This window comes from Vulcanisaeta distributa JCM 11216 (genome assembly GCF_001315985.1).
GTDB lineage: Archaea > Thermoproteota > Thermoprotei > Thermoproteales > Thermocladiaceae > Vulcanisaeta > Vulcanisaeta distributa_E.
This window is the reverse complement of the sequence record NZ_BBBI01000008.1, coordinates 75,191-100,736: the sequence shown is the minus strand read 5'-3', so window position 1 is coordinate 100,736 and position 25,546 is coordinate 75,191. Positions and strand designations below refer to the sequence as shown.

Here is a 25,546-nt window from a genome sequence, read left to right as displayed (position 1 = left end):
GTTGATTAACCCTTAATAAGGGGGGGTTGTTAGGCGCAGCTAACCCTCACGCTCACCGAGTCCCCAACCACCCTCGGCAACGCCCTCATTAGGTCGGCGATTAGGTACTGAATTGCCTCACAAACCTCACCCACACCGCCCTCCCTAGAGGCATTGAGTAACGCATCCACGTCACCCCCCCCAACTGCGCGTAGTATGCCTAGGGCCTCACCACTCAGTAGTTTGCCTAGGTGCTTGATCACCGCCCTATCCCCCCCCTCATAAGCCCTAACCAGGGCCAGCAACACCCTCGCCAGTTCGGAATCGCCTAAGTGATTAACCAGTGAGTTTAGGGCCTCTGAGAGGGCCTCATTACCGGCCTCGCTAACGAGCCTTGCGGCTAGCATTATCGATGCCCTGGCCATGGAGTCAACCCTCCAATCCCTGGAGGCCTCGGACAACTCCCTAATGTGTGTGCACGTGTCCTCATCACAAGCAAACTCGAAACTCCTCCTAAACAACACACCACGCCCAACCTCGCACTCCCAGCCTCGCTGTCAGCCACACCCTCAGCCACATTACCAACTCCCGAGTCACTGAACTGCGCATTGCCTGTGTGGATGAGGAGCTTGGCGTCACCAAGCTTACCCTCATTAATCAACGCCACAACCCTCCTAATAAGGCCAACGCGGGATTCAGGGGGCACCTCCTGAAGCCTCCTCACCAACACCTCTAGGTCGCGGATGCCAAGCTTAAACAAGGCCCTCAACTCAATGGAACCAACATCACCACCCAACAAACCACTAATCCTGAGAACCCTGAGCCTCTTGGTAATCTCATCACCAACCCCCCACCCGCAGAACCTTGTTCCACGCCTTCATGATCAACGTTTTCGGGAGGGCTCACGAAGTCACGACGAAAGCGCTCACGACTGTTTTCGTCGTGAACTGCATTGCTTCCAACATTCTCGCCGTTATTGCTCAGAAGTTTTTCCACGATATTCCTGAGCTCATTGATGAAGTCGTTATTGAGTATCAATGCCCTTATGTAATTTTCGCTTGTTCGTACGCTGGCTCTTATGTACTTGCTGAATACCTTGGCGAGTTCCGTAGTGTGGAATCCCCCCCTACCCAACTCATCAATTAGCTTGAGCGCCTCACCTGGGCTACGCACTGCCTGGTCTATCACGTAGTTCTTAATGAGCTCCCTGGCGAAGTCCAGCTTAATGTCCCTATCACCCCCCCTATCCTCATGAACATGGCATAACTCGGCGGTTAAAGCCATCACCGCAAACCTCTCGGACTCATCGTAATCCCCCCCCAGGCTCCACACCATCACCCTAACCCTATCCAGTGCTGGGTGTTCCATGGATGCCGCTGCCCTGTATAGGCATGTGCTCGTTAGTACGTAATTGCCGATGACTAGGACTGGCAGTAGTGCACGCCTCTGCCTACTGTCGAGTAGCCTATTTAGGTATGAGTCATCGAGGAGCCTACCAACATCACCCTCACCACACGGGCATGGGTGCCAGGGAGGTATCCTAAACCTACTGCGGAACTCCCTAAGCGTAACCTCCTCCCTACCCTTAACATCTATGTCCAGCGACCCAAGCTCTATAGCCTCAATAGCCATCACTAGAGAGTAAATAGGCCCCTTAAAAGACCTGCCACAATAAATAACGTGCCTGGGAAAAGGAGGGAGTCAGTGGGTGAGGGTGGTAATGAAATCGAGAGATTAGTTGAGCTCGGCTTTAGTAGGCAGACTGTTGATAGGTTAATCAATGTCGGCGTTAGGAGCTTAGGCACATTCTACTGTTCAATGCTGAGGAGCTTCAGGAGTTGCTTGGCAGTCCTGACACCGATTTGCCTAGGCGATTAATCAACACTGCTAGGGAGTTGCTGGCCGAGTCCCCATCCGCAGTCTCGGCTAGGGAGAGGATTGAGGCAATCAGCAAAATGCCGGTACTGGGGGGGACTGGCGTCGAGGGCTTGGACCAAGCCATTGGTGGTCTACGCTTCGGCGCGAGTCATGAATTCGCCGGTGAGTTTGGTGCTGGGAAGACGATAATGGCCCTGCAGGTGGCGATTGCCAGCATTTCGCAGTTCGGCTTTAGGGTGGTTTACATAGACACTGAGAAGACGATTGACCAGTACCTATCGAGTCAGTTACTCAGGAACATGTGCAGTAGGTTCAACGTTGATTACGACCAGGCAATCAATGACTACCTACTCGTCTTTAACCCAGCCACGGTTGATGACCTAGAGGACTTCATTAAGCTTAGGCTCACAGACCTAGTCATAAACAACAACGCCAGGGTAGTCATTGTCGATTCCATCACAGCCCTATACAGGGCTCAGTTCCGTGGTAGGGAGAAGTTGGCCGAGAGGCAGCAACGCCTACACTACGTACTCGACTGGCTTAGACGCCTAACCATTAGGTTGGGTGTTTTGGTTGTTTACACTAACCAGGTCATGACCAGCCCAACGGGGGGGTACATAGAGGTTAAGATGCCGGTTGGAGGCAATGTGCTAGCCCACACAGTGAACGCGAGGTGGCTAATGACGAGGGCTAGTAAGAGCAAGGGCGAGGGGGGGGTAATGAAGGCGCTGGACGTACCAGGCCTGGCCCCGGGCTTCGAGGTCAAGTACTCAATAGGTGATGATGGTCTGCATTGAGCTTGGGATTGAATGGATTGATTAACTCAACGTATTGACTTTGCCGATTTTCAACAATTTATAATTATTAATTGATGAAAATCAGTGCCTTATTAGGTCCAGTGGGGGGTTAGTGGTTAAATGAGTCAAGCCGGTGATGTTGGGCTGAGGGGGCTTTGTGGTTGTTAATGATGATGGGTTCCCAGTGGATGCCCTCAGCGGACTTGTGCTTAGGGATTACGTAATCGAAGGCACCGAGGAGAGGCCAGTCAAGACAGACCCAAGGGCCAGGGATAATACACAAATAAATACAAGGCCGAAAGTTTCACCCAAATCTCAAATAGCCGAGTTGGTTAGGAGGTTTGGGGGGGCTGACATGGTTGTTGGTGTTGGGGGGGATGGTGTTGAGGCTAGGTTGAGGCTTGTGAGGAGTTTGGCTGAGGCCATAGTGGGCGTGCTTGGTAGGCACGGTATTCAATGCCGTGGGAGTCAGTGTGAGGCCTTGGCTGAGAAACTGCTGGGGGCTTGGTGTTAAGCCTTCGGTCGCCGTTAGGTTCTTGACTGCGTATTGGACCCCCCCGAGTGCGATGAGTATGGACCTGGGCTTAGGAGGCTCGTTGAGGATGCCTTCGAGGGCGTCTTCAGCCAGTCCCTAGGTCCAAACGCGGTTGTTAGGGCCCAGGTAATTACAATGCTCAACCGCTGGTTCCTCAGTGACGTGGTCAGTGTTGATGATGTTTACTCTGAGTATCAGGAGTTGAGTGCGTTGGCTAGGGCATTGGGTAGGCAGGTGTATAGGAGGAGCCTAATCAAGGCCGCAATAGCCGGTGTAATAGCCAAGGCACTGGGTATTGAGAGGACGAGGGAGTTGCTGAGGGACGTGGGCGAGGAACAAGCAGTGGAACTACTAAGGGAGCTGAGGGAGACTGGGCTTGGGGGGGCGAGCCAAGGCAAGTGAGTGCCCCCCCTCCATACCGATCTAAGCTAAACAACCAACGCACTAAGTGGTGTGGAGGCGCTCTACACCACTTACTTAATCACACTCACTAAGTGAACAACTCGGGTTGGTTATGCAACCAGTACTAACTATATTCCATTTACTCCATTAGATCAACAAAAGAATAAAAATTACATGTACTATGGAGTATTTCATACATATTATTGGTTTAGTAATGATACGAGTAATCCAGGTGAATTGGATGTTTACTTCATGGTTAATGGAAACATTTACAATAATCAATTACCACAGGAACCCGTGAATAATTTAAATGCATATGCATTAGAACCTTTACCACCATCAACATACCTAGCAATAAGCTACCAAAACGCATACCAAACAGCATTTGAAGCAGAAAGTGGAAGAGCATTGAATAATTATCAAGGAATTAATGCTAATAGACTAAATAACTATCCAGGATTTATTAATGGAACTTTTGGATATTATGAAGAATACGGAGACTATCCTCCAATATATTATTTGATTGAAAATTTAGATAATTATCAAACTTCTCCTTATTTGTTTGTATCTACTGGTTCTGGTGGAGGTAATGGTTATATGTATTTAAACTGGATTATTGTTACCTTTGGAGTTCCTTATGAATTATCTGTACCTTAGCATTAAAGAAGGCCTAAAAAGGCATTATGCTACTAACCTGAATAAGGTTGGCCTGCTTGTAATATGAAGTTTAAACTTCCTCCATAACCATATTGCGTAGTACCAATTAGATATCCCCCCAGGGTATTAATGTTCCATTATTCATTACTACTATTTCTCCCCCCCTACAAAATATGGGTTTTGTGCGTAGTGTTGTAGGTTCATCGTTTCTTGTAGTATTGTTCCTGTTGGTTGTGTGTACCATAGGTTTGATGTTCCTGATACTGTTGCTGCCTCTTTGTATCCTACATCCAGTGCGTATGCTAGTTTGTTTAAATCACTTGGATCACTCACTACTACTGTCCAGTATCCTGGATTAACCTTATCCAGTAGTATTGTGTTTCCCTGCACGGTATGTAGACTGTTCCCGTCGAGTTACCAATAACTACTTCATAGCTCAACGGTATGAATTGTTGGCCGTTGATTGTTGTCCCCCCCATGTATTTCTGATTGAAGGTGTTGATCACGTTGATTGCCTGATAAAGCGTGCTGCTGGAGACATTGTACGTGCCAACTACATGGAGGTTACCACTCGAGTCATAGTAAAACAACTCAAACAACCCATTACTGGGCGTTAGGAATACGTAGGGTGCGTTGATTGTTAGGTACTGAATGGTGGGCTTTGGCTTGATCTGCGCTGGGAGTAGGAAGGCCACCACGGCAACAACAATGATCACAACGGCAACCACAACACCAATGATGACTACCCTACTCATTGCCTATTGCCTCTGTGTGGGTGAATTAAGCATTGCGCCACCGCAAATCAAACAACCCTAACGCCTAGCCTAATCAGGGCGTTGTTTATGTACTGACCAGCCAAGCATGGCCTCGGCAGTTTCCAAAACGGCTTTCCTCTGCCTATTTCCCTAACCTCGATTATCCCGATCAGCGTTGGCGTTGTTGATACTGACGCTTGGATATTCAGTATCGTGTCGGCTCTAATTAAGCCTTGGTTTACGAGCCTACGGTACATCCTAACGATGTTCGGAGCCTCGCTCAATCGCTCGATTACGAGCGCATAACCAGAGTCAACCAAGGCAATGAGTGACTCGGCGTTCTCTGGTGGCCAGATGAAGTTTTTGTCCCAGCAGAACTGCCTCCTAACCCTACCCCTAATCAACACATCGCCTGGGCTTATCTGCAACTCCCTCACACCGAACTCCCTAGGCGTTGCCGAAGCCACGATTACCAAGCCCCTCAGGACCAGGGCAACTGAGCCAGGGCCAACAGTGACTGGCTTGCTCGGCGAGGCGAAGCATAGATGAACAAGTCCCTTTTCCTAACAAGCCCAACCCTAAAAACAAGCATCAAAAACCAACAACCAAGGCTTTAAAGGGGCTTGAGCAAAAGCCATTAAACAATGATTAACAAACCCTAGGAATGAGTGAGCAAAATCCAATTCATACCAGAAATTAATCGGAACAAAATTCCTCGAGTAACGAGGAATAATCTCCAGTGAGTTCTTGAGGTAAATAGAATAAAGCACAGTTTATTCTAGAGGTTACTGCCCATTGTTTAATGGCTCTTTTGTTTACAGTCTTTCGTTGATGCATTGTTAGTGGTTTTCGCCCGTGTTTTTCGGAGTGTCAATGCATTAATTGCTTGCCGCCTCTTTAATTCGTTGCTTCGTTATTACGGATTCGGCTTCTCGTAATGCATTGTTTGTGGCTTTCGACCGTGGCTTCCGCAGTCTTCATAATGAATTGGATCATTAACCGTAATGCATTGGTTCGTTGCTTCACGCCTTTTAAGTCTGTGCTGTTGATTGTTGGATGAGGTTTAGGTGCATAAGCGTTAGGGAGGATGTGTATGAGGCTTTGAGGAGACTATCCGAGGTCAGCAACGCAACAATGAGCGACCTAATACGCCAATTACTAACTGCGTACCTAGCCATAAACGAGATTAGGGAAATGCTAAGGCAATGCCTGAGTCAATCAATCGCCAACGCCAATGCAAGCCTTGGCACAGCCAAAACCGAGTCCATTAGGAACTCGATTAAGGAGGCTCCTAAGGAATTAATTAGTGATTCCTTGATTAGCATTGAGGATAATCCGTGGGTTCAGATAATTAGGTCTAAGTCGGTGGTGATTAACAGTGAGGATTGAGAAAGACATTGAGGATCTCGCCATCGAGAGGTTGAGGTCTAAGTTCCCCGGTAAATCGAGCTCGTGGATCAGGAGGGCTTTGAGGAGGTTTGAGTCTGGCTCGGTTAGGCAGGTAAACGAGAATGCCTGGGTGGTGAGTGGAGACCCAAGGCTTGGTGATGAGTACCCAAGCTACGTGGTTAGGTTCAAGGACGGTAGGTACTTCTGCTCGTGCTTTGAGACCAGTTGGGGGGGAATACGTAGGAAAAGCGAAATATGCACCCACATAGCCGCAGTCATACTCCACAGGGAGTACTCAAGCTACTACAGCCAATATACGCCGCGGTCATAACCATGGAGTGCGAAGGAGATTATTACCTCGAGATCACGGACAAGGAAGTCAAAGTCATTAAGCAGGTGAAGGCACTGAGTAACGACGTCCTTAAGCCGAGGTACAAACTCACATACGTAATAGTGAGCGAAAGACCAAAAACCGTCAAGGTTAGGTACGCATGCGGTGATGAAATAAACGAGCAAGAGATAGCCCTAAGCAAGGCAATGAGGTACTTAGTCGAGTTGGTAATGAGGGGTTGATTTATCTCGAGGTAACCTTATTAATTATTTAGCAATGCTTATGTTTAGTGGTTTGGTGTGACCGATTGTTGGGTTTGTGATTGGGGGTTTCGTGCATGTGAAGGTTGATGTTGAGGAGCTCATTCTCGCCCGTGGCACTTACTGGATTGATGATGGGTTTGCCCACCCATTCGTTATAATGAGGGAGCGAACCTTAAGGTACGTTGATGAATTCCTATCGCTGGGCCTATACTATAGCAAGGAATTCGGTGAACAACCACCAAACCTCCTCACGGCGTGGATACTAGACCTTAAGAGGGAGGAGAGGAGTAATCACGTCATTGAACCATTGGGCTGCGCCCTGGCAGAGGTCATTAAGTTGAGGTGGCATGATTTGAATAACATCATAATTGTGCCATCGCCTAAACACCCAGAGGAGAAGGGTGGTTATAACCAAGCCGCGGCTCTGGCTAGGGAGGTTGGGAATAGGCTTGGCCTTAAGGTGGTTGAGGACCTAGTGATTAAAAGTGAGCCAACACCAACGAGTGATATTAGGAGGAGGTGCCGTGAGGGGGGGTTGGCGATGGTGGCGACCTCTACAACTGCGTACTTAGTGAATTAATGAGGATAATAAGCATTAACAAGGGTAGGCTGCGCAAGTTAGATGCTGGGGGTGCTTTAATAATTGATGATGTTAGGACTACGGGCGCCACATTGGATGCCGTGGCAAAGGCCCTTAAGGATGCAGGCTTTGGGAGGGTTTACGCCGCAGTTCTTGGTAGGGATGCGGTTAGGAATTACTTACGTATTAATCCCAGGCATTTAGAGGGTCATGAGTATTACCAGTACTATGATAATTATGAGCAGTTATTTAATGAACCAGGTAAATACTATGCAATTACGGATCATTGGGATGAGGTTAAGGTTAAAATGGCTAGTTCAATAACCGCCGCCAAGCAGGTTCTTAGTGGGAAGCGCCTTGGCCAAATTATTGAAGGTTTAGTTAATATGGGCGAGGTTCGTAGGATCGCCATTGAGGAGTACGGAGAAAAGCTTGGTGGGTATGACTTTAGGAAGGTCGGCATTACGCCAGTACCGATGGATAGCCTTGAATACCCTGAATTACTATTAAACTATGGTAAGGGTAATGTCTATCCACCACCGATACTTTATAGGGTTGGTAAACCACTGCGCCGTGACTTAGTCGCGGTGGCGATTGCCGGGTCTAGGGACAAGTGGGGGGGAGGGGGGGCGTAGGTTGGCTCGTGAGGTTGCCAGGAGGATTGTTAAGGAGCTGGGGGGGTTGCCGATAATTACGGGCCTTGCCTCTGGCGTTGATGAGGAGGCGTTTAATGGCGCCGTGGATGCCGGCGGCCACGTGATTGGCGTTAGGCCGTACATACTTGAGATTAAGCAAAGCAAGGACGCGACATTATATGGGTTTGAAGGAATAACCTCCAAGGCATTGGAGGCTTACGACAACATAACCATCATCTCCGAGCACCTAGTAAAGCCTAATTCCGAAAATGAAATTAGGAGTTGGTTGGCGATTAGGAATAGGATTACCGACGGCATGAGCATTGCAGTAGTTATTCCGGAGACTAGGAAGAGGAGGGGGGGTGGCGGTAAGGGTTGGGGGGGTACGAGGAGGCATGTTGAGTATGGAATTGAAATGGGTAGGACCGTGATAGTAATGAAGCCGAGGGTTAATGATGCAGGGATTAAGGGTGGATACGAATACTTCATTAGGATGGGCGCCAAGAGCGTGGAGAGCGTTGACGACGTGTTGAGGATTATTGAGGATGAGTTTAAAAAATTGAAAGAAAGGAGAAGGAGTAAAGGTGGAGTGGGTGATGGCATAAGGCATTGGCTAGCCTAAGCAGGGTCAACCCTGAGAGATAAGGAGCATCGGCACATTAATTAAACCCTTAAATGCTATAGGGCTTAATCTAACCTATGGGATCGAGGGATTCCAATACTTCAGAACAAAAATGGTCAGCCATTAAAATATTACTTATTATCGCTCTTCCCGTGCTTATTGGGTTTCTTGAGTTTCTCCTCATTGCCATCCTCATATATACATCATTCTTACTGCAACTACTTATTAAATTCCTACAGCAATACCACGTACCGCAACAATTCGAATTACTATTGGAAAACAAGGCTGTTCTAATCGTATGTATATTAATTTTCCTCCTCATCCTTAGTTATGTGTTACTTTATCTTATGTTGCGTGGTCTTTTGTATTCAATATATGCTAATGCCAGGTATATTGGCGTTGTTACTATTGGTTTATCCCTATCGCTCTTGAATGGTGTCTGGTTAGGTTATGCATTACTGCACAGCAGTGAATTAACCGCTTTTTTATTAATTGCCATAGTTAGTATCTCCTTCTTGATTTTTGCGATTTATTTGTTGTATAGGTATTATGTCTTGCCTGTCATTATACTGAGTGTTGGTGTGTACGCATTCGCGGCTGGGTTTACATTAATTACGTACTCGATTAGCTATGCTGCTGCGGCGAGCCCCCCCTCATAAGCGCTGGGCTGATCTTGATATCCAATGGGTCTTTGGAATACTTTAAGTGGGCCGTAGTAAATATTGAGGTTGTGGAGGATAAGCCGATCTTTAACACATACCCAGACTTCTGTGGCACAGGCCGTGAATTTATCACGAATTCCATCGGTTATTTAAGGCTCCATGCTAAGAACTCTGGACCTGGCATTGCCAGGAATTGCGTGGCTCAGGTTAGGGTTTTGAGGAGGTTGTCAATTGATGGCTCTGGCGAGTGTAGGGGGGGTGGGCCTAGCCTGAGTATAATTATTGGGTTGACCTAACCTGGGCTGGTAATGTGATTAAGGTCGATATTAACCCCCCAGTGATGTTAGGGTGTTTAACCTAGTCGTGATGCCCCCCCTCGATGGTAATAATAGGCCATTCTTCGCCGGCAACTCAAGCATGGCGATGGCGTGCGGCGGTTCACCACCCTATGCGTGGTTCGCTAGGCCGGATGTTATGAATGTTGTTTTCGTCATGCGGGATAATAGGCCGGTTATGCTAAATGGATGCCTGAATAGACCTCAGGACTGCCTAACGAGGTGTGTCTACGAAATCGAGGTTAGGGTGACTTGCGAGAATGGTAGGGCTGAGCCGGTGAGGCTAAGGCTCACAATAGGCGATGAGTGGGGTAGCACGAGGATTGAGGAGGTTTGATTGAGGTAGTTAGTGGGCTGGTGCTATGATGGTAGCTCTATGAGTGTGCCTAGTTCCATCCTTAATCCTTCATTGTTTGCCCTATTTATTAATTCCGGTATTGTCATCATGCAGTTATCCCCCCCGCAGTTACTGAAGGCGTTTAGTAAATACGTGATAAATTGCCGTAGCCTACCGGGCCCAGCTCAAGGCTACCACCACTAAAGCCTACGTCAATCCTCATGAGCACGTCATCGCTGAGGCCTTCGCATGGTATGGATAGGCTGGCGAGACCATAAGGTACTCTGAGGACACCCCCCCCACTACATGGTGTTTGTTTACATTCATCATCTATCGCGAATGCCCTGGCACACCTCAATGCGCCGACTGGCCTATCTCCGGAGAAGACGCATAGGAACCTGCACCCATTAACCTCAACAACCTCGAATAGGGCTAGATCCGCGAACGTCTCAATATCCCTAACAACCAACTGGTTATGCATATAGAGCGGATTGATTGAAACCCTATACGCCTGCGCAATGTCGGCCCATGGGTGGTAGCCGTTGTGGAGTTCCTGAAGGTCTCGCTCCCTATAAATGATTACCCTGCATTTGCCTCCTTAGGCACATCAGCCAATTTAGGCCTTGCAACCCTTAAGTAGAACCTCAGTACACGTCCAAAGACTTCATCGTTTCCAAATACCAGTCGGGATATGGTTAGCGTGTAGAGTCTAGGTGCCCTAATGTAGCTACTGAACATGAAGGTGACGGCAGTGACGAGGCCAGCAACCAACGCACCAAAGGCAGCCGAGGGGGGGAGTAGGTCGGCGACGTAGAAGGTAACGCCAACACCAAGAAACTCGACACTAATAAGAACCATGCGCAAGAACCTACTGGGTATCAAAGCCCAGGAGAGGAACGGTATGAGGAAAAAAGTAGATAGTAATGCAGTAATTATTAATGAAAATCGTACGAATAATGAGAGGATCAATAAGATAATTATAAGTAAGGGTATGGCCATAGCGCCCATAATAAATGAGACCGAGTATTCACGTAAATCACCCCTCCTTATTCGCAAGAAATAAATACAAATGATAATGATTATGATTATTATGAATAATATTATCATCAGTATTATCCCTATTCTCCCTATGTACATTAAAAATGGTATTCCTGATAATGTGAGAATTACCGCCAAGAATATACATCGCCAGATGCCTGGGGGGCGTTCTTAACTACCGGTTTTTGGAACATAATTAGTGTCGAGACTATCATTATTAATAATATTAGTAATATTATTAAGGGCCATGTTAAGGGCCATGTGGTTAGTCCCTTTATGCTTGCGTAGCATAGCTCAGTGTACAGTAGGTTGAATACTAGTAGGAAGTTCACTAGGCCGAGATGTAGGGCTCCTGCCCATGGAACTCCCCTACCTCTATAAGTTATTGATCTATAGAGCACGTAGTGCGCGTAGTACCTCCCCCCCAACTCGTATGTTCCACTTACCCTATAATAGCCATAGTAATAATAGCCAAGTAAAAGTATGGCCCACAAAGCAAAGTTCACGTAAAATAGGGTTAAAGTAAATACTGAGGGGGGGTTTTGGATCTTCATTTCTGTGAGTGTTTCTGTGCAGTTTAGGCTTGTTGTGGTGTTGAGGGGCCATTGAATTATCGCTGTAGCAACTACATTAATCGGTGGTGACCACACCCCCCCATGCGTTGTGTCATGGGTACTTAAGGCTATTGTTTACGGCTTAATTGGAGTGTTAGAAATGCCATCAACGTGATTAGTAGTGGATCAATTACCAATCCATCAGCTGGCCCTAAGGCACCAATCACCGGCTCCAGCTCCTTCACAACAGCAATAACCACCGAGTTCACTGAGTCGATTAGGTAGTCTATGATTAATGCGTTGGTGTATGTGACCAGAGCGAAAGCCCTTGTCCTTAAGCACTCCCTGGCCCTAATCAGCATGCATACTGCCGTTATCGCCACTACATCAATCACCAACGCCACGAGTATCGTGAGTGAGTTGAATTCGTAGATTGTCAAACCACTTAAGCCGTGAACAATGAGTGAGTAGGCGAGTGAGGCTGTTGATGCGATTGTTAAGGAGGCGATTGCCGTCAAACCCAGGGCTTTACCCAATGCGTTTAATGAGTTGAGGTTTGCTAGGGTGAGTATTGCTAAGACAACGGCGTCAATCATTATCGGCATTAGGTTAATCCCAATGCGGCCGATACGAATGACGAGTGGTGAGTATGGGCCTAGGCAATGCAGGAACCAGGAATCACCAAGCAAATAAAACTGAAACCAAACAAAAAGCAGGTAAAGGAACAGGAAAACCAAAGCACCAACAAAACCAGCAAATACTGGCTTGACACCACCCATCAACCAACACCTCACACCCATCTTAATAATTCTTAATACCCAACTACCAATCCACACATCACAAGCCTGCCTGCCGTGGATGTGACGGTTGCCGGTGTTGATGTTGGTGCTAGGCGTTCTGTCGTGGCTTTTGTTGGTGCATGGGCTAGGTTGCTTAATGATTTGGCCGTGATATATGCTAGGCAGAATGGTGTTTCGTTAGTGCCGTTGGGTGTTTATGATGCCATGACTAGGGCGTATGTGGTTGAGGTTAGGTACCCAGGAGTTAATAACTATCGGGGTAATGAGTTAACAAGTAACATAGTTAATAAGGCATTGGGTGCCGTGGTTAGGGCTGCCCACAGTGTTCAAAGGGTTCATAATGCGTTGGTTGGCTTGGCGTTTGAGGACCTTAGGTTATTTAATAAGCGTAAGCGTGACCTGGCCAGGGCTAGGGCGGTTTGGGAATTTATGGTTAATAGGTTTGGCGAAGTTGTGAGTAAGTGCTCTGCCGTTGAGGTTTCCTGGTTCTGGATAAGTTATTCAGGTGAAGTATTGATGCCCATTAGGGATTCAATACCCTTAGTGCTTGTTGGGCCTGAGTACACTAGCAGTGCGTGCCCAAGATGCGGCAATTACCTAGGTAGGGCTAAAGGTAAAATAACCTGTAACTACTGTGGATTTGAGGGTGATAGGGACGTCATTGGCGCCATCAATATAGCCTTGAGGAGTTTTTTAATTCTCGTGGAGTGCGCTAGGAAGGGTAATAATCAAGGTGGCCCGATAGCCTTGGGACTGGCCCACTGCCAGGTTGGGCTTCTCTTTTTACGTGCCCTGTGTATATGTTCCGTATGCCCTTATTAGTGCGTTGTATATTGCGTGGGTTATGGCTTTGCCTATCGTTGTTGCTGGCCCTGCGTATGGTTCCTTATTGCCCTTGGTTGGTGTTATTATTGCCACCGCGTCTGATGTTGTTCCGTGCATCCTATCTCCAGTTAGCTCTGCCAACGTTAACGCCTTTACCTGCGAGCTCAGCGCAATGGCGTCTATCATTGCCTGTAACGTCAATGGCTTACTTATGATTATCGCCATGTTTATTGTCGATTCGTGAAAGCCCCCACGTCTCTATATCACCCCCTGTTTATTTTGTAGTAATTTATTAATCCTATAGTAACTGATACCTCGATTTCTACGCCGTAAATTGTCTCCCTGTGTATTGTGTGGTTTCTTGGCAACTCTGTGGCTGTTAGGAAGGTTATTGCCTCGTTGCTATCTATCGTTAATTCCCTGTGCGTTTTAATTGCTTCCTTAATTGGGTCGTTATTGAAGTTCCTGGGGGGGACTTGGTGGTGTATTATGTATTTGATGCCGTTCCTTAGTCCTCCGTCTACGGTGTTTGCTAGTGCCGTTGTTTCCTGGTTTAGTGTGATTATTATGTTTCCGTTTAGGTACTTTATGTCGTTAATCACGTTGTTTAGGGGGGGCGTGGGTTAGTAAATTAAGGTTGTGGTCTTGGGCCGTGTTCGTGCATTTATTCATGGTGTTTACTTATTTGTGTGGTTTGCCTGGGTTTCGTGTTCAGTAAAATTTAAAAATTATTCAGTATAAATTTTATTTGATAATGAAGTCGGGAGGTGCTGTAGTTTGGGTTGAGGGTTTGTGGAAGTCCTTTGGTTCGTTGGTTGTTAATGAGGATGTTAGTATCCACGTTGATTATGGTGAGGTTGTCTCGGTGCTTGGTCCTAATGGTGCTGGTAAGACTACGTTGCTTAGGCAGGTCTATGGTGAGTTGAGGCCTGATAGGGGGGGTAGGGTCTTGGTGATGGGTATGAGCCTGGGAAGGCCAGGGGGGGCAGTGGTGTGATGGGTGTTGTTCCTCAGGAGGCTGTGCCGTTTAGTTTGCTTAGGGTTGTGGAGCATGTGGAGATGCTTGTTAGGCTTAGGGGGGGTGTGCCTGGGGGGGGCATGGTTAGGCGGTGTGTTGATGAGGCTATTGATGTTGTTGGGCTTGGGGGGGGATTATAGGAATAGTCTCATTGATGAGTTGTCGGGAGGTATGAAGAGGCTGGTTCTGGTGGCTTCGGCGATTGCCTGTGGGCCTAGGTTGATAATCCTTGATGAGCCGACGGTTGGTATTGACGCGCAGAATAGGAGGAGGATTTGGGATGTGATTAGGGGGGGTGCTAGGGATGGTGGGTCCGCGGTGATATTGACTACGCACTACCTTCATGAGGCTGAGGAGCTCAGTGATAGGGTTTACCTTATGAATAGGAGGATACTCATGGAGGGCTCTCCAGGTGAGTTGAGGAGGAAATTGCCGTGGGTTGAGGTTAGGAGTGACGATGGTGACAAGTCAATTAGGGTGACTTGGGATGAGGCGGTTAATGTGATTAACGACCTGGTTAGGAGGAGGGTTAGGTTTGAGGTTAGGGAGCCATCCCTCGAGGACGTCTTCATGGAGGTGCTCAACCATGAGGCTGAGTAACGTCTACACCGTGGCTAAGTACATGATCCTAAGTAACAGGGCCTGGATCTACGTATTCCTAGGTCTCACTCTGATGTTCCCCATACTTTGGCTACTCCTACTCAGGATAGTGGGTAACCCAGCCTACATGGACTACTTCATAACCGGTACCGTGGTCAATACAAGCTTCGTAATACCCTTCATAGCTACTGCCCAGGACATCTCATCGTTCAGGAGGGAGACTATATATAGCCTAATGTTCGCCAATGGTGCTGACCATTGGGATATAGCCCTGGGCTATATAATGCAATTAGTGTTATTAGGCATGCCCTCAATAGTAGCCTTACTGGTGCTGGCAATATTCATAGTTGGTGAGTCCTATGGGATCACGAGATAGCCTTAACCACGGTGGTGGCTATAGCCGTATCCCTAGCCTCGGCCCTACTGGGCTATGCCCTGGGTATTGGGGTTAGGAACTATAGGGTTGTTAACCAAGCCTCTCAAGTGATTCCATGGCCCCCCCTATTGCTTTTAGCGCCGGTTTACTACCCAATCACTGTTTTACCCCCCCGGTGTTGAGGTACGTTAGTTTAGCCCTCCCGACAACATACATGGCCCTGGCCATTAATGGTTCGCTGAACCTGAACTTAAATGAGTTGTTGGTGGGCTTGGGAGGTATATTTGTTTATTCCTTGGCGTCAATTTTAATAGTTAGGTATGCTATAGTTAGGGGTGAGGTGAATGGCTGATTTTAAAAGTGGAGTCTCCGGAGGACTTGGTGAAGATTGGGAGGGCGTTGTCAAACCCATTAAGGGTGAGGATACTCCTAATGCTGGTGAGGAACCCGACGTTTATTCAGGACGTGGCCCAAAGGCTCCACATACCATACGCCCTGGCCCACCTACACCTGAGGGTTTTGGAGGAGGCTGGGTTGGTGGAGGGTACTTACGTGGTGGAGGAGAAGCCAAAGCCACACCTAAGGAAGGTTTACAGGGTGAGGGACTTCAGGCTAGTCATAGACAGGCAGTTGCTGGAGCGGTTGGCGGAGTCCCTGGGCTGAGGATGCCGTATGCATCGATATCCGTGATGCTCCTGGCAGGCTTGGTAATGGGTGCAGGCGTTCCAATAGCCGTGTTCTACATGGCGTTTAAAGTCGGTACATGGCCATTCCTGGTGGCCGCAACTATAATCAGCGTCTTCGCCATATTCTGGGGGGGCGCCGTGTTGGCCATACTCTCCTTCGTGCCCATACTCGATAATGTTGATGAGCAGTTGAGGGCCATGAATAATCAATTAAACGTCTATAGGGCGTTCATAAGGAGTTTGTTGGAGGAGCTTGATTATGTGAATGCAATACTTAGGGATATTAGGGATGAGTTGAGGAGGGTTGGTGGTGAGGCATGAGTGAGTTGAAGTACGCGGAGGTTAGTGATGAGGAGGTCATGAGGATGATCATGGAGAGGATTAGGGAGATGAAGCAGTTGCTCAGTGAGATTAGGGACATGCTGAGGGTGGAGTGATGGCTGAGAAGTTCGATAGGTATTACGAGTACTTCGTTAATAGGACTAGGGCAGGCCTTAAACCGAGGAGGATAAGGCTTGGTTTAATATCGATAGACCTGGATAGGAGGGTCACGGAATTAAGGTTCATCCCGGGAAGGGTGAAGACGAGGCGAGTCGTGATTGAGGGTAATGTGGTTGAGGGTGATCAAATAGACCTGGTGAGTCCGCCTGAGGAGGTTAGGGTGATTAAGGGTAAGCGCGTTAAGGTTCAGGATGCAGGTCTTGAGGCGGTTGAGGGCGAGGATGTGACGTTAATAAATGTGGATGTGAAGAGGGTGGTTGGTAGGCATGTTAGGTTTGTCAATTGTAATGTTGGGCGTGTTGAGGGTGAGGAGGTCACCATGGTTAATACGGATGCCGATGAGGTCGTTGCTAGGCGTGGTGAGTTTGTGAATTGTGACATAAATAGGCTTGTTTATGAGGAGTTTTACAGGGCCGTGAACACGGACATAAAGAGCGTAAGTAGGAGGTAGGTTTGAAGGGGGGCGTGAGGTTAAACCCGATTTCCTAGGTGTTATCTGTTCATGAATGGGTCATCACTTCCTCAGCTAACTCTGACCTCTTCACTCGTTTTGTTGTTGGGGGGGCACTTCTTTAAAGGGGGGGTTTTGCCATTAATGCCCTGTGCTCCTGATCAGAGAATTTGAGGTCAATGAGTTAGTTTCGTTTGATGACGCCATAAGGGCTGTGGAGGACGGCTTTAGGTTGTTGGGTAGTGGTGGTGCGGTTAACCTGCCTAGCGTAGGGCCATCGTTAGTGGCGCCGTGCTTCACGTACTTCAGGGCATAGTTCTTGGGGGGGATTATAGGGTTGCTGGGCTTAAGACATACCTGAGTACGAGGCATGGTACTAGGTTTGTGGTTGTCTTGTTTAGTCTCGATAGTGGTGAGTTGTTGGCTGTCATTGAGGCTGATAGGCTTGGGCAGCTTAGGACTGGGGCTGCGTCTGCCGTGGCCACCAAGTATATGGCGAGGAGGGGGGGCTCGTCCGTGCTCGGCATTGTTGGTGCTGGTACCCAGGCTAGGGCCCAGTTTGAGGCCTTGAGTAGGGTCTTGAACCTTAGGTTGGTTAAGGTCTTTAGTAGGACTCGTGGGCATGCCGAGGAGTTCGCCAGTTTCATAATGTCTAGGGGCATTGACGCTGTGGTTGCCAGTGATTATGAGGAGGTTTGTAGGGATGTCGATGTCTTGGTCACGGCCACCAATTCGAGGGACCCATTCATACGTGGTTCATACCTGAGGTCTGGGATGCACATTAATGCCATCGGCAGTAATTGGGCCAATAGCTGAGTTGGCGCCCGACGCGGTGCTTAGGGCAGACGTTATTGCGGTTGATGACGTGAGCCAGGCCAGGGAGGAGGCCGGTGATTTGATAATGGCTGGCGATGCCGCCTGGTCCAGGGTTGTCCCGCTGGCCGACATCGTGGTTGGTAGGGCTAGGGTAGGCAGGGTGATGACTCTGTAACCATCTTCAAGTCCCTGGGCATTGCTGTGGAGGATTTGGTGCTCGCCAAGTTGATCTATGATAGGGCTGTTAGGGAGAGGAGGGGGGGTGTTGAGGTTGAGTTTAGGGGGGGTGTTTTTAGGTAGGAGTGGTTATGTGGCTCATGGGCACTTGCTGGTGCCGTATATCGCGTTGTACGTGCCACCTGAGGGGGTAGTTAATTGATGGTTTTGACGGTCCAGGGCGTGCCCGGTTGGTGCTCGAGTATGAAGTAAACGACGCTACTAAAAGTATTCTCATGGAGGCCGTAGCATTTAATGCTTTAAGTCACAGCTATGGCTTTCTCGAGCATGAATGTTTTATTTGAGTTTTCGTTGATTATGATCACTAGGTCGTTCTTACTCATCGGGATTTTCAGCATCCTTGCTGGATCATTACTATTCATATATAGTGTCTTACTTGCATAGTTTTAATTAATTATTATAATCGAACCATTAGGCGTAAAGGATAGTTCGTTAGGATTAACGAGATTGATCGTACTTGACGGCACTTTCGGTTCTATCAGGTTGTTAATTAATGATTGAGGGCCTATCGTAAAGACGTGAGTGCCTGATAGTAGTGAGAGGCAGGCTGATTAGTACTAGGGATTCGCTATGTCTAAATGTAGGTATGTATTAAAGTAGGTAGCCTCCCTCTGGCCCTATTTCCTCGAGCTCTCCAGTCCTTGGATTCACCTTAAACCCAAGTGATTCTAGGGCGTATACGCCGAGTAATGGTGTTGGCGTCTTTAGGGCAGCTATCATCACTGGCCCTCTTCTGCCCTTGACCTTGGCTTCGCCCACGTATATTCTCGCCCCCCCTCCCTAGTGCCATTAGCCATTATTAATTCCACGGTGTATGGCGTTTCAACTAGGCCGAGTTCCCTGGCTAGGTCTGGGTCTAGGACTATGTACGTTGAGCCTGTATCTACGAGCATCCTAAGGGTCCTCGAACCTGCCCTGCCCTTGATTGTTACGTCAACGTATACGTGGCCCATATCAAATGTTATTGGTGTAAGTTAAATATAAGCCTTCATGTTGTTGTTTCTTTTTGGCTTTTTCTATTCCCTATGCTTTTTAACCCGGCGCAGGTAATTACTGTTATGCTTAACCGTGGACTTATTAGGTTTGGGCTTATTCTGGAGTTCATAGCCGAGTTTCTATACTTCATAGTTATTCTATATCCAGAGTATTTCTACTCCCCCCCTCTCATCCTACTAATCGTATTAACATACATGGTATCATCGGTGATTATGTACCTGGGCTTCAATGGGTATTCAAAGTCTTTGAGTATTGGGTCTATTGGTGCGTTGTTATTAGTGCTTGGTTCGTCGTTATTACTAATGGCGCATTTCACACCACAGACCTACGTAATCACTGTGATAAGCATGGGAATTGCGTTCCTGGGTGATGTTTCAATATCCATGTTCTTCTGGAAAACGATGCAGCGGGACTTACTCATTAAGATTGGTGCCGTGCTTAATGCGGTGCCTATCATCACGTTTATTGGGAGTTTATTACTGGCGATTAGCCTTAACCATATTGAGGACTCTGACTAAGTCACTTGATGTGTCTATGTCGATTAAGACCTCAGGTCCGCACTCTACAGTGCACACGTCAGCCCTACTCCTCAATACCTCCCTCGCACCGACATCACCGCTTAACCTCATTAATTCTGGGAATAGGGTCCTATGAATCAGCACTGGATTTCCCCTGACGCCATTGTGCGTTGGTACAACGGCACTGCATCCCTCGTGGTACGCGCTCACTATCTTTGATATTATCTCGTTGGTTATTAGGGGGGGCATGTCCGCAAGTACTATGAGTACCGCGTCGTAGTCCTGAAAGAAGCGTAGGCCGAGCCTTATTGATGTGCTCATACCATCCTTATAATGTGGATTATAGATGACGACCTCATTGGATAGGTAAGGCATTAACTCACTGGCGTAGGCCCCCCAACAACGACGACCCTCTCAAACCCACTTAACGCCCTCAAAACCCTCAGTATGACTGGCTCACCACCGACCATAACCAATAATTTATTACCGCCAAATCTCCTGCTCTCGCCGGCAGCAAGTACTATGGCGCCGATCCTCATTATTTAATCAATATCATTAGTGAGAGGGCAAATATTAGTTTCACCATAACTAACGTTTATGAACCCATCATTTATGTCAAAATCACCGTAATTAACCATGGCGGTGTTACCCACACCCTCAGTATTTACATTAACATTGTTATTAGGCGTTAGGTATTTCGTAAACATGCCCATGACAACCATAACGACAACCGTTGCAAGCATGGCGATGATCATGGCTTTAAGATAAAGGGTATTGGGGGGGTGTTGATTAATGGTTACTGGGCGGGATTCTCTATTCATTATTGATTCTAGGTTAACCCTGTCCAGAGTACCTATGTAGTGCCAGACCCTGCCATGCCTGACATAGACGTAGGGTCTTGAACCACTAACCCTGAGTATTACCGTGCCCTCCATCCCACACTTAGGGCATTTCCCCCCCTTGCCAACTATGTAATGCTTGTTCATAATTAATGGAAGAGAAATAACATGGTGATTTTTAAGAGTTCTTATAATGAACCCGCTCATCAATCCTCCATTGATGCCTCGTACTCAACCTCATCCTCATACTGATAGGGCAATCCGTTAGTCACGTTATGGACCGTTACATTAGCCTGAACACCAACCTGGTCACCACATTGAAACTCTCCCTGGAACTCACCATGTTGCGTGCAATTAACTATCTGCATGGTATTAGTCGCATTATGCGCATTTATGGTTAGCTGGGCATTGCCGTATTGTGACTGAGCCATTACCGCCAGTACCGCTATTGCCATGGCGAGTATCGCGGCCGTGATCATGTATCTTATTGGTCCCATGCTGGTCACGACACATGCAGACATGCCACAAATAGAGGTTTCCCGTGAAATACCCCCCCGTTAGCTTAATTGAAACTTTGTACGCTCGAATAATACCCAGCATACTCCGCACAACCCTTATTAGGGCCTTGCTAGTCTCGTTAATGATGTTTGAGTACGCGTTTAAGGGACTATACGGTTATGCCCTGGTATTTGTACTGATGGTTCTTGAGGGTATGTCGCTACCAATACCCAGCGAGGTCGTTATGCCTCTGGTTGGTTATTACGCGTCGCTGGGTTTCATAGATCCCGTGCTCGGTGTGTTAATCGGCACGTTCGGTAGTCTCATTGGTTCATTAATTGATTATTACATTGCTTACTACCTCGGGATACCGTTCCTACTTAGGTATGGCGGGTTATTTGGCCTTGACAGGAGGAGACTTAATTCATTGGTAGGTGGTTCAGTAGGTATGGTGCGGTGGCCGTGTTTGGCTTTAGGTTTCTGCCTGGCTTTAGGGCGCTCATATCATTCCCGGCGGGCCTGGCTGCTATGAGGATTGCGAGTTTCATTGCCGTTACATTCCTTGGGCATTTGATCTGGGACTCGATCCTCGTGTATATTGGTTATGCATTCGCTGCTCAGTGGTCGTTAATCATAGGATTAATCGATAGGTATTTGTACGTTGTTGCCGTTGTGGTGGCGATTGTAATAGTAGTGTACATAGTGCTGAGACTTCGTGTAAAGCCGGGGTATGGTGATTCAGCCGAGGTATAACTTGTTATTGCAGCCGTTACTCGCCTGATGTTCCAATGCTCTCCTCCTGCCGTGCCTAACAATCCTTACCCTGGTCCTTAATGGCACGTGGAGCCCAACCCTCTCGAGTATTTGGTAGAGTTCGTAATCCTGGAGCTCACCCAGCTTACCGCCCAGATGGAGCTCAACTAATTGTCTGAATACTTGAACCGCAGTGTCGCCATATAACTGCAGGGCGTTATCTATTATCTCGCCAGCCCTCTCTCCCTTCGTTATTTGCCTAATTAATTGGATAACCTCCTCACGGGTTAGTTCACGCTTAGTGCCTGTTTTCTGTTGGGCCTTGTTAATGATTTCCATCATCATTTTCATCATTATTTTCCTCCTCTCGATTTCATCGATGTTCTCGCTCATGGTGTATTTATAATTATTTATTGGGCTTAAAAAGCTTGGTTCCTTGTTCATTGTCGATAGTTTTATTAATTAATTCCACATTGTCGATGTTGTGGAGCTACTCATTAGTGTTAAGCCCATTAGGGACCTGCCCAAATTGAATACGCAGGCAGAGCTCGATATTAGGGGCTTCCCAGACGTTGATAAGTTCCTGCCGGCCCTAGCGGTGGAGCTTGAGGATCTTGGGCTTAGGGTTGGCCAGGTTAGGGTTGGTTACCTAAGGAGGAGGGGGTGATGCGGAGAGATTCATGGCGTTGCTCGATTACCTTAATGCGGATTTTATGGTGGCTAGACCAGGGATTAATGATGTCAATACCCTAGCGGAATTGCTCGATGAGGCTTCGATGTATGGTGTCAGGGTTATTTGGGAGTTTGGTGTTGGGGGGGATTTCCTGAGGAGTCCTGGTGAGGTTACTGAGCTTGCTAATGAGGTTTCACCGCATAGGCTTGGTCTCGCCCTTCACGTGGCTAGGGAGAGGGGGGGTTTGAGGGATTTCGTTAGGAGGTTTGTTGAGTTGAGTGGTTATGTTAAGGCTATTTACTTCAGTAATAAGCGGGGGGGTGGTTCCTTTGGTTTGCCCATATTCGAGGGCTCGATAGACTTCCTAAAGCTAATGAAGGTTCTCCAGGTGCTTAGGTATGACGAGAACGTAGTCCTCCACTACCTACCGAGTTACTACGGCAGGTATGGCGTGGACCTCGAGGTCCTGAACTCCTTCATTAACTCCCTGGGTGGTGGCGGTGCTGATAGGAGGTTGATTAAGTCGATAGAGAGGATAGTCGGTGAGGTGCTTGGTCAGGGGGGGCAGGAGTAATTCTATCCTCGCTGCTATGACCTACATAAGCGCCTTAACCTGCACGTTGAACTTAATTGCTCCATGCTCATTACCGCTTGATTAAAGGCTTAATAACTAACCCGGGGGGGGTTAGTAACTAATGGGGGGGGAGTTAGTCATGCTATTCAGCGTGGAGCCTAAGACAACTAGAAGGGATCTTTATGATAGGGAGATTGAACTCGATGAACTAAGGAATAGCGTGCTTAGGGGGGGTGATAAACTCATCGCTGTTTATGGTATTAGGAGGATTGGTAAGACGAGCCTAGTCAGGGCTTTCTTAAGTGATCTCCCTCAACCATACGTACTTGTCGATGTGAGGCAGATATATTTCATTGATGGTAATGTTAATGTTGGTAACCTGGTTAGGCATATCTTTAATGGGTTTAGGGGAATTCGTGGGAAGGGGGGGCGAGAGGCTTTGGGAGAGTCTTAAAGACGCGTTGAGGGGGGGCATAAGCTGGGTTAGAGTTGGTGCAGGTGGTATTGAGGTTAGGCTTACCAGGAGGTCGAGAATAGACCTGGCGGGGTTGTTTAACGCAATTGATGAGTGGTGTTGGCGTAATTCCACGAGGTTTATACTGGTGTTTGATGAGGCTCAGTACATGAGGTTTTCAAACGTTAGGTATGATGGTGTGTTGGCATGGGCTTATGACAACTTAAGTAATATTACGTTTATAGTGACTGGGAGTGAGGTTGGTGTTTTGAGGGATTTCCTGAGAATCGATGATCCAGAGGCGCCACTTTATGGTAGGTACATCAGGGAGATTTACGTGGACAGGTTTAGTAGGGAGGTGAGCCTAGACTTCCTGAGGAGGGGGGGCTTTGCTGAGTTGGGAATTGACGTTAACGAGGGTGAGTTGGATGAGGTTTATGAGAAGTTGGACGGTATTGTTGGTTGGTTGACGTTATACGGTTACTTAAGGGGGGGTATTGATAAGTTGAGTCACAGGGAGGCCCTGGACAGGGTTTTCAGTGATGGTGTTAAGCTGGTACTCAGTGAGCTTGATGCCGTTATTAAGCCATCAAGGGCTAGGTACCTGGCCATACTTAATGCTGTGGCTCGTGGGTTAAGTACGTGGAGTGAGATTAGGAGGTATGTTGAGGTTAGGACGGGTGAAGTCTCTGATGCAGTGCTTAGTAGGCTCATGAAGAATCTCATTAGGTATGGCTACCTGAGTAAGGTCAACGATACGTACGTCATACCTGACCCAGTCGTTGCCAGGGCCGTTATGGATGCCCGCATCGGTTAGAAGGGTTTTTATGGCTGGAGGGGGGGTTGTAGTTAACCAAAGGGGTTGTAGTCATGCTCCTTGATGAGAGGCCGAAGACGAGTAGGCAGATCTCTATGATAGGGATGAGGAATTGAATGATATCCTAAGCAACATTGGTAAGCCCTTGATTGTGGTTACTGGTATTAGGAGGATTGGTAAGACATCGGTGATTAATGTGGCGTTGAATGAATTGGGCATACCCTATGTATTAATTGATTGTAGATCATTGAGGGATAATTATGGCAGATCTGATCTTTATCGATTAATATCCAATGCCCTATCATCGAGTCTTGATAAACTTATTGATATTCTAAGAAGGATTAGGGGGGGTATTTCAATCATGGGTAATGCCGTCGAGATTAGGTGGAGGGTAGGGAGCAGATCAACCTTGCTGAGTTATTTGATAGGCTTGATGAGAGAAGGATTGTGATAGCATTTGATGAGGCCCAGAGGTTAAGGGGGGGTCCGTTGTCAGGTGAGGTGCTTAATGCCCTAGCCCACGCCTATGACTTTGATAGGAACATAACGTTTATACTCACGGGTTCCGAGGTTGGCTTGCTTTATGACTTCATCGGTGTTGAGGATCCAAACTCACCATTGTTTGGTAGGTATTTCCATGAGGTGAGGATTGATAGGTTCACCCGTGATGAGTCCATTGATTTCCTGAGGAGGGGATTTAGGGAGTTAGACATTGATGTTCCTATGAGTATTATTGAGGAAATCGTGAATGCGTTTGACGGTATACCTGGTTGGCTTGTTTATGCGGCCAACGCCTACATTAGGGGTGTTGGGGACCTATCCATGATTAGGGAGGCCGCAATTAATGAGGCCTTAAACGAGCTTGAAAGACTCATAAGGACTAAGGCGAATTATTCAGCCATTAACGCTAGGAGGACGGCCCTAGTACTTAGGTGCATCGCCAGTGGTAGTAATACGTGGTCTAAGGTGGTCAAGTGCGTGGAGGATTCTGAGGGTGTAACGGTGTCACCGACATCACTGAGTAATATAATAAGGACCCTGGAGAGGCTAGGCGTAATCAAGGATTATGAATTCCTTGACCCAATGTATAGGGAGGCGGCCATGAGATTAAGCGTCCCCAATTACTAAGTTTATTTTTAAATTCGCAATGATGTGAGTGGGTGATGTTAGGGTGGCGAGAGCTAGGGTGTTCATTGCTGAGGCTGAGATTGAGGGTAGGAGGGGTCCGGTCAGGATACTCGCGTTCAGTGGCGCAATGCCCGTGATCGGCGTTGATACCTTGGAGACCCTTGGGCTCAGGGTCGACCCAGTGACTGGTAAAATTGAGAAGACGGAGTACTACATGCTCTTTGTATGATGATTTAC

At 47.6% G+C, this 25,546-nt stretch carries 52 protein-coding genes and 2 pseudogenes; 38 read left to right on the top strand and 16 right to left on the bottom strand.

What is annotated here, in order from left to right; genetic code table 11:
- Positions 1-29: 29 nt before the first annotated feature.
- The 3 genes from JCM11216_RS08425 to JCM11216_RS08415 are packed head-to-tail and all read right to left on the bottom strand — an operon-like array spanning position 30 to position 1,611.
- Positions 30-440 carry a hypothetical protein gene (locus JCM11216_RS08425; RefSeq protein WP_243675810.1) on the bottom strand — a complete coding sequence of 137 codons (411 nt, stop codon included), beginning with the start codon at positions 438-440 and terminating at the stop codon, positions 30-32.
- A complete protein-coding gene (locus tag JCM11216_RS08420; protein WP_054853930.1) occupies positions 386-775 on the bottom strand; it encodes a hypothetical protein in 390 nt (129 codons plus the stop codon). Before JCM11216_RS08420 ends, JCM11216_RS08425 begins: the two co-directional genes overlap by 55 nt.
- Positions 745-1,611, bottom strand: coding sequence for a hypothetical protein (locus tag JCM11216_RS08415; RefSeq protein WP_054853929.1), 867 nt, complete (start codon positions 1,609-1,611; stop codon positions 745-747). Before JCM11216_RS08415 ends, JCM11216_RS08420 begins: the two co-directional genes overlap by 31 nt.
- 48 nt (positions 1,612-1,659) lie before the next feature.
- Here JCM11216_RS08415 and JCM11216_RS18175 point away from each other — a divergent pair, with 48 nt between their 5' ends.
- The 5 genes from JCM11216_RS18175 (at position 1,660) to JCM11216_RS08395 (ending at position 4,248) form a co-directional block, all read left to right on the top strand.
- Positions 1,660-1,857, top strand: a complete 198-nt coding sequence (locus JCM11216_RS18175) for a hypothetical protein (protein ID WP_243675809.1) — start codon at positions 1,660-1,662, stop codon at positions 1,855-1,857.
- Positions 1,818-2,654 carry an ATPase domain-containing protein gene (locus JCM11216_RS08410; RefSeq protein ID WP_243675808.1) on the top strand — a complete coding sequence of 279 codons (837 nt, stop codon included), beginning with the start codon at positions 1,818-1,820 and terminating at the stop codon, positions 2,652-2,654. The genes JCM11216_RS18175 and JCM11216_RS08410 overlap by 40 nt, the downstream gene beginning before the upstream one ends.
- A 157-nt stretch (positions 2,655-2,811) precedes the next feature.
- Positions 2,812-3,168: a hypothetical protein gene (locus JCM11216_RS08405; protein ID WP_054853928.1), complete on the top strand. Its 357-nt coding sequence runs from the start codon at positions 2,812-2,814 to the stop codon at positions 3,166-3,168.
- Positions 3,169-3,201: 33 nt separating this feature from the next.
- Positions 3,202-3,591: a hypothetical protein gene (locus JCM11216_RS08400; protein WP_054853927.1), complete on the top strand. Its 390-nt coding sequence runs from the start codon at positions 3,202-3,204 to the stop codon at positions 3,589-3,591.
- A 237-nt stretch (positions 3,592-3,828) separates the two neighbouring features.
- Complete coding sequence (locus JCM11216_RS08395; RefSeq protein ID WP_243675807.1) at positions 3,829-4,248, top strand: hypothetical protein; 420 nt, start codon at positions 3,829-3,831, stop codon at positions 4,246-4,248.
- A gap of 150 nt (positions 4,249-4,398) precedes the next feature.
- On the opposite strand, the gene JCM11216_RS18170 is transcribed toward JCM11216_RS08395, so the two are convergent.
- From JCM11216_RS18170 to JCM11216_RS08385, 3 genes are read right to left on the bottom strand one after another with little or no spacing between them, the layout of a single operon-like run.
- A complete protein-coding gene (locus JCM11216_RS18170) occupies positions 4,399-4,638 on the bottom strand; it encodes a hypothetical protein (RefSeq protein WP_243675806.1) in 240 nt (79 codons plus the stop codon).
- Positions 4,584-5,003: a hypothetical protein gene (locus JCM11216_RS18165; RefSeq protein WP_243675805.1), complete on the bottom strand. Its 420-nt coding sequence runs from the start codon at positions 5,001-5,003 to the stop codon at positions 4,584-4,586. The genes JCM11216_RS18170 and JCM11216_RS18165 overlap by 55 nt, the downstream gene beginning before the upstream one ends.
- A 47-nt stretch (positions 5,004-5,050) precedes the next feature.
- Positions 5,051-5,479, bottom strand: coding sequence for a hypothetical protein (locus JCM11216_RS08385; protein WP_243675804.1), 429 nt, complete (start codon positions 5,477-5,479; stop codon positions 5,051-5,053).
- A 580-nt stretch (positions 5,480-6,059) separates the two neighbouring features.
- Here JCM11216_RS08385 and JCM11216_RS08380 point away from each other — a divergent pair.
- From JCM11216_RS08380 to JCM11216_RS08340, 9 genes are all read left to right on the top strand, one after another.
- Positions 6,060-6,392: a ribbon-helix-helix protein, CopG family gene (locus tag JCM11216_RS08380; protein ID WP_054853926.1), complete on the top strand. Its 333-nt coding sequence runs from the start codon at positions 6,060-6,062 to the stop codon at positions 6,390-6,392.
- Positions 6,382-6,723, top strand: coding sequence for a hypothetical protein (locus JCM11216_RS08375; protein WP_054853925.1), 342 nt, complete (start codon positions 6,382-6,384; stop codon positions 6,721-6,723). The genes JCM11216_RS08380 and JCM11216_RS08375 overlap by 11 nt, the downstream gene beginning before the upstream one ends.
- Before the next feature lie 2 nt (positions 6,724-6,725).
- Complete coding sequence (locus JCM11216_RS08370) at positions 6,726-6,965, top strand: hypothetical protein (RefSeq protein ID WP_054853924.1); 240 nt, start codon at positions 6,726-6,728, stop codon at positions 6,963-6,965.
- Positions 6,966-7,041: 76 nt separating this feature from the next.
- The gene (locus JCM11216_RS08365; protein WP_054853923.1) at positions 7,042-7,566 is read left to right on the top strand and encodes a hypothetical protein; all 525 of its coding nucleotides are present in this window, start codon (positions 7,042-7,044) and stop codon (positions 7,564-7,566) included.
- Positions 7,566-8,201: a hypothetical protein gene (locus JCM11216_RS08360; RefSeq protein ID WP_054853922.1), complete on the top strand. Its 636-nt coding sequence runs from the start codon at positions 7,566-7,568 to the stop codon at positions 8,199-8,201. The genes JCM11216_RS08365 and JCM11216_RS08360 overlap by 1 nt, the downstream gene beginning before the upstream one ends.
- Positions 8,161-8,823 carry a DNA-processing protein DprA gene (locus JCM11216_RS08355; RefSeq protein WP_243675803.1) on the top strand — a complete coding sequence of 221 codons (663 nt, stop codon included), beginning with the start codon at positions 8,161-8,163 and terminating at the stop codon, positions 8,821-8,823. The genes JCM11216_RS08360 and JCM11216_RS08355 overlap by 41 nt, the downstream gene beginning before the upstream one ends.
- 152 nt (positions 8,824-8,975) lie before the next feature.
- The gene (locus JCM11216_RS08350) at positions 8,976-9,482 is read left to right on the top strand and encodes a hypothetical protein (protein WP_054853920.1); all 507 of its coding nucleotides are present in this window, start codon (positions 8,976-8,978) and stop codon (positions 9,480-9,482) included.
- A 32-nt stretch (positions 9,483-9,514) separates the two neighbouring features.
- A complete protein-coding gene (locus JCM11216_RS08345) occupies positions 9,515-9,781 on the top strand; it encodes a hypothetical protein (protein WP_054853919.1) in 267 nt (88 codons plus the stop codon).
- A gap of 52 nt (positions 9,782-9,833) precedes the next feature.
- Positions 9,834-10,157 carry a hypothetical protein gene (locus JCM11216_RS08340; protein WP_054853918.1) on the top strand — a complete coding sequence of 108 codons (324 nt, stop codon included), beginning with the start codon at positions 9,834-9,836 and terminating at the stop codon, positions 10,155-10,157.
- A gap of 142 nt (positions 10,158-10,299) precedes the next feature.
- Here JCM11216_RS08340 and JCM11216_RS08335 read toward each other — a convergent pair whose 3' ends face one another.
- The 4 genes from JCM11216_RS08335 to JCM11216_RS08320 form a co-directional block, all read right to left on the bottom strand.
- Complete coding sequence (locus JCM11216_RS08335) at positions 10,300-10,638, bottom strand: hypothetical protein (RefSeq protein ID WP_054853917.1); 339 nt, start codon at positions 10,636-10,638, stop codon at positions 10,300-10,302.
- 98 nt (positions 10,639-10,736) lie between these two features.
- Positions 10,737-11,015 carry a hypothetical protein gene (locus JCM11216_RS18160; RefSeq protein ID WP_243675802.1) on the bottom strand — a complete coding sequence of 93 codons (279 nt, stop codon included), beginning with the start codon at positions 11,013-11,015 and terminating at the stop codon, positions 10,737-10,739.
- 308 nt (positions 11,016-11,323) lie between these two features.
- Positions 11,324-11,845: a hypothetical protein gene (locus JCM11216_RS08325; RefSeq protein WP_054853915.1), complete on the bottom strand. Its 522-nt coding sequence runs from the start codon at positions 11,843-11,845 to the stop codon at positions 11,324-11,326.
- A 32-nt stretch (positions 11,846-11,877) separates the two neighbouring features.
- Positions 11,878-12,528, bottom strand: a complete 651-nt coding sequence (locus JCM11216_RS08320) for a hypothetical protein (protein WP_243675801.1) — start codon at positions 12,526-12,528, stop codon at positions 11,878-11,880.
- A gap of 81 nt (positions 12,529-12,609) precedes the next feature.
- On the opposite strand from JCM11216_RS08320, the gene JCM11216_RS08315 reads away from it, so the two are divergent.
- Positions 12,610-13,371 carry a transposase gene (locus tag JCM11216_RS08315; RefSeq protein ID WP_243675800.1) on the top strand — a complete coding sequence of 254 codons (762 nt, stop codon included), beginning with the start codon at positions 12,610-12,612 and terminating at the stop codon, positions 13,369-13,371.
- Here the strand turns inward: JCM11216_RS08315 and JCM11216_RS18155 are convergent.
- Positions 13,333-13,976 (bottom strand): annotated as a pseudogene (locus JCM11216_RS18155) (adenosylcobinamide amidohydrolase). The gene JCM11216_RS08315 and the pseudogene JCM11216_RS18155 sit on opposite strands and share 39 nt — an antisense overlap.
- Before the next feature lie 152 nt (positions 13,977-14,128).
- On the opposite strand from JCM11216_RS18155, the gene JCM11216_RS18150 reads away from it, so the two are divergent.
- The 13 genes from JCM11216_RS18150 to JCM11216_RS18105 all read left to right on the top strand — a co-directional run bounded on the left by JCM11216_RS18150 (position 14,129) and on the right by JCM11216_RS18105 (position 18,122).
- Positions 14,129-14,371: an ATP-binding cassette domain-containing protein gene (locus JCM11216_RS18150; protein WP_243675799.1), complete on the top strand. Its 243-nt coding sequence runs from the start codon at positions 14,129-14,131 to the stop codon at positions 14,369-14,371.
- Positions 14,368-14,532: a hypothetical protein gene (locus tag JCM11216_RS18145; RefSeq protein ID WP_243675798.1), complete on the top strand. Its 165-nt coding sequence runs from the start codon at positions 14,368-14,370 to the stop codon at positions 14,530-14,532. Before JCM11216_RS18150 ends, JCM11216_RS18145 begins: the two co-directional genes overlap by 4 nt.
- The gene (locus JCM11216_RS18140) at positions 14,492-14,992 is read left to right on the top strand and encodes an AAA family ATPase (RefSeq protein ID WP_243675814.1); all 501 of its coding nucleotides are present in this window, start codon (positions 14,492-14,494) and stop codon (positions 14,990-14,992) included. Before JCM11216_RS18145 ends, JCM11216_RS18140 begins: the two co-directional genes overlap by 41 nt.
- Entirely contained in the window at positions 14,979-15,368 is a 390-nt protein-coding gene (locus JCM11216_RS18135; RefSeq protein WP_243675797.1) for a hypothetical protein, read from the top strand. The genes JCM11216_RS18140 and JCM11216_RS18135 overlap by 14 nt, the downstream gene beginning before the upstream one ends.
- 11 nt (positions 15,369-15,379) lie before the next feature.
- On the top strand, positions 15,380-15,550 hold the full coding sequence (locus JCM11216_RS18130; protein ID WP_243675796.1) for a hypothetical protein: 171 nt from the start codon (positions 15,380-15,382) through the stop codon (positions 15,548-15,550).
- Complete coding sequence (locus JCM11216_RS18125; RefSeq protein ID WP_243675795.1) at positions 15,544-15,720, top strand: hypothetical protein; 177 nt, start codon at positions 15,544-15,546, stop codon at positions 15,718-15,720. The genes JCM11216_RS18130 and JCM11216_RS18125 overlap by 7 nt, the downstream gene beginning before the upstream one ends.
- 8 nt (positions 15,721-15,728) lie before the next feature.
- On the top strand, positions 15,729-16,031 hold the full coding sequence (locus tag JCM11216_RS08290; protein ID WP_054853910.1) for a winged helix-turn-helix domain-containing protein: 303 nt from the start codon (positions 15,729-15,731) through the stop codon (positions 16,029-16,031).
- 2 nt (positions 16,032-16,033) lie between these two features.
- Positions 16,034-16,375, top strand: coding sequence for a hypothetical protein (locus JCM11216_RS08285; protein ID WP_054853909.1), 342 nt, complete (start codon positions 16,034-16,036; stop codon positions 16,373-16,375).
- A 115-nt stretch (positions 16,376-16,490) separates the two neighbouring features.
- Positions 16,491-17,006, top strand: coding sequence for a hypothetical protein (locus JCM11216_RS08280; protein ID WP_054853908.1), 516 nt, complete (start codon positions 16,491-16,493; stop codon positions 17,004-17,006).
- A gap of 151 nt (positions 17,007-17,157) precedes the next feature.
- Positions 17,158-17,322: a hypothetical protein gene (locus tag JCM11216_RS18120; RefSeq protein WP_243675794.1), complete on the top strand. Its 165-nt coding sequence runs from the start codon at positions 17,158-17,160 to the stop codon at positions 17,320-17,322.
- Positions 17,298-17,822 (top strand): hypothetical protein, encoded by a 525-nt coding sequence (locus JCM11216_RS18115; protein ID WP_243675793.1) that lies wholly within the window; start codon positions 17,298-17,300, stop codon positions 17,820-17,822. The genes JCM11216_RS18120 and JCM11216_RS18115 overlap by 25 nt, the downstream gene beginning before the upstream one ends.
- A complete protein-coding gene (locus JCM11216_RS18110) occupies positions 17,791-17,997 on the top strand; it encodes a hypothetical protein (protein ID WP_243675792.1) in 207 nt (68 codons plus the stop codon). The genes JCM11216_RS18115 and JCM11216_RS18110 overlap by 32 nt, the downstream gene beginning before the upstream one ends.
- A gap of 20 nt (positions 17,998-18,017) precedes the next feature.
- Positions 18,018-18,122, top strand: a complete 105-nt coding sequence (locus JCM11216_RS18105) for a hypothetical protein (protein ID WP_243675813.1) — start codon at positions 18,018-18,020, stop codon at positions 18,120-18,122.
- Between the two features lie 656 nt (positions 18,123-18,778).
- Here JCM11216_RS18105 and JCM11216_RS08270 read toward each other — a convergent pair.
- Entirely contained in the window at positions 18,779-19,012 is a 234-nt protein-coding gene (locus tag JCM11216_RS08270) for a retropepsin-like aspartic protease (protein WP_054853907.1), read from the bottom strand.
- Positions 19,013-19,117: 105 nt separating this feature from the next.
- Here JCM11216_RS08270 and JCM11216_RS08265 point away from each other — a divergent pair, with 105 nt between their 5' ends.
- Entirely contained in the window at positions 19,118-19,573 is a 456-nt protein-coding gene (locus tag JCM11216_RS08265; RefSeq protein ID WP_054853906.1) for a hypothetical protein, read from the top strand.
- Here JCM11216_RS08265 and JCM11216_RS08260 read toward each other — a convergent pair.
- The 3 genes and pseudogenes from JCM11216_RS08260 to JCM11216_RS08250 all read right to left on the bottom strand — a co-directional run bounded on the left by JCM11216_RS08260 (position 19,532) and on the right by JCM11216_RS08250 (position 20,933).
- Positions 19,532-20,043: pseudogene (locus JCM11216_RS08260) on the bottom strand (nucleotidyltransferase family protein). The gene JCM11216_RS08265 and the pseudogene JCM11216_RS08260 overlap by 42 nt on opposite strands.
- A gap of 72 nt (positions 20,044-20,115) precedes the next feature.
- Positions 20,116-20,559 carry a hypothetical protein gene (locus JCM11216_RS08255; protein ID WP_054853905.1) on the bottom strand — a complete coding sequence of 148 codons (444 nt, stop codon included), beginning with the start codon at positions 20,557-20,559 and terminating at the stop codon, positions 20,116-20,118.
- A 59-nt stretch (positions 20,560-20,618) separates the two neighbouring features.
- The gene (locus tag JCM11216_RS08250) at positions 20,619-20,933 is read right to left on the bottom strand and encodes a hypothetical protein (RefSeq protein WP_243675791.1); all 315 of its coding nucleotides are present in this window, start codon (positions 20,931-20,933) and stop codon (positions 20,619-20,621) included.
- 119 nt (positions 20,934-21,052) lie between these two features.
- Between JCM11216_RS08250 and JCM11216_RS18100 the strand changes: the two genes are divergently transcribed.
- Together JCM11216_RS18100 and JCM11216_RS18095 are read left to right on the top strand one after the other, a co-directional pair.
- Entirely contained in the window at positions 21,053-21,442 is a 390-nt protein-coding gene (locus JCM11216_RS18100) for a hypothetical protein (RefSeq protein WP_243675790.1), read from the top strand.
- Complete coding sequence (locus JCM11216_RS18095; protein ID WP_243675789.1) at positions 21,373-21,663, top strand: hypothetical protein; 291 nt, start codon at positions 21,373-21,375, stop codon at positions 21,661-21,663. The genes JCM11216_RS18100 and JCM11216_RS18095 overlap by 70 nt, the downstream gene beginning before the upstream one ends.
- Here JCM11216_RS18095 and JCM11216_RS08240 read toward each other — a convergent pair.
- Positions 21,649-22,056 (bottom strand): hypothetical protein, encoded by a 408-nt coding sequence (locus tag JCM11216_RS08240; protein ID WP_054853935.1) that lies wholly within the window; start codon positions 22,054-22,056, stop codon positions 21,649-21,651. The two genes, JCM11216_RS18095 and JCM11216_RS08240, sit on opposite strands and share 15 nt — an antisense overlap.
- A 91-nt stretch (positions 22,057-22,147) precedes the next feature.
- On the opposite strand from JCM11216_RS08240, the gene JCM11216_RS18090 reads away from it, so the two are divergent.
- From JCM11216_RS18090 to JCM11216_RS08215, 7 genes are all read left to right on the top strand, one after another.
- On the top strand, positions 22,148-22,330 hold the full coding sequence (locus JCM11216_RS18090; RefSeq protein WP_243675788.1) for a hypothetical protein: 183 nt from the start codon (positions 22,148-22,150) through the stop codon (positions 22,328-22,330).
- 13 nt (positions 22,331-22,343) lie between these two features.
- The gene (locus JCM11216_RS08235) at positions 22,344-22,910 is read left to right on the top strand and encodes a hypothetical protein (protein WP_243675787.1); all 567 of its coding nucleotides are present in this window, start codon (positions 22,344-22,346) and stop codon (positions 22,908-22,910) included.
- Between the two features lie 121 nt (positions 22,911-23,031).
- Positions 23,032-23,364 (top strand): hypothetical protein, encoded by a 333-nt coding sequence (locus JCM11216_RS08230; RefSeq protein ID WP_054853903.1) that lies wholly within the window; start codon positions 23,032-23,034, stop codon positions 23,362-23,364.
- Entirely contained in the window at positions 23,327-24,181 is an 855-nt protein-coding gene (locus JCM11216_RS08225) for an ATP-binding protein (protein WP_054853902.1), read from the top strand. Before JCM11216_RS08230 ends, JCM11216_RS08225 begins: the two co-directional genes overlap by 38 nt.
- Before the next feature lie 112 nt (positions 24,182-24,293).
- On the top strand, positions 24,294-24,632 hold the full coding sequence (locus JCM11216_RS18085; protein WP_243675786.1) for a hypothetical protein: 339 nt from the start codon (positions 24,294-24,296) through the stop codon (positions 24,630-24,632).
- Positions 24,566-25,309 (top strand): ATP-binding protein, encoded by a 744-nt coding sequence (locus tag JCM11216_RS08220; protein ID WP_243675785.1) that lies wholly within the window; start codon positions 24,566-24,568, stop codon positions 25,307-25,309. The genes JCM11216_RS18085 and JCM11216_RS08220 overlap by 67 nt, the downstream gene beginning before the upstream one ends.
- A 28-nt stretch (positions 25,310-25,337) precedes the next feature.
- The gene (locus tag JCM11216_RS08215) at positions 25,338-25,538 is read left to right on the top strand and encodes a hypothetical protein (RefSeq protein WP_243675784.1); all 201 of its coding nucleotides are present in this window, start codon (positions 25,338-25,340) and stop codon (positions 25,536-25,538) included.
- The last annotated feature ends 8 nt before the right edge of the window (positions 25,539-25,546 follow it).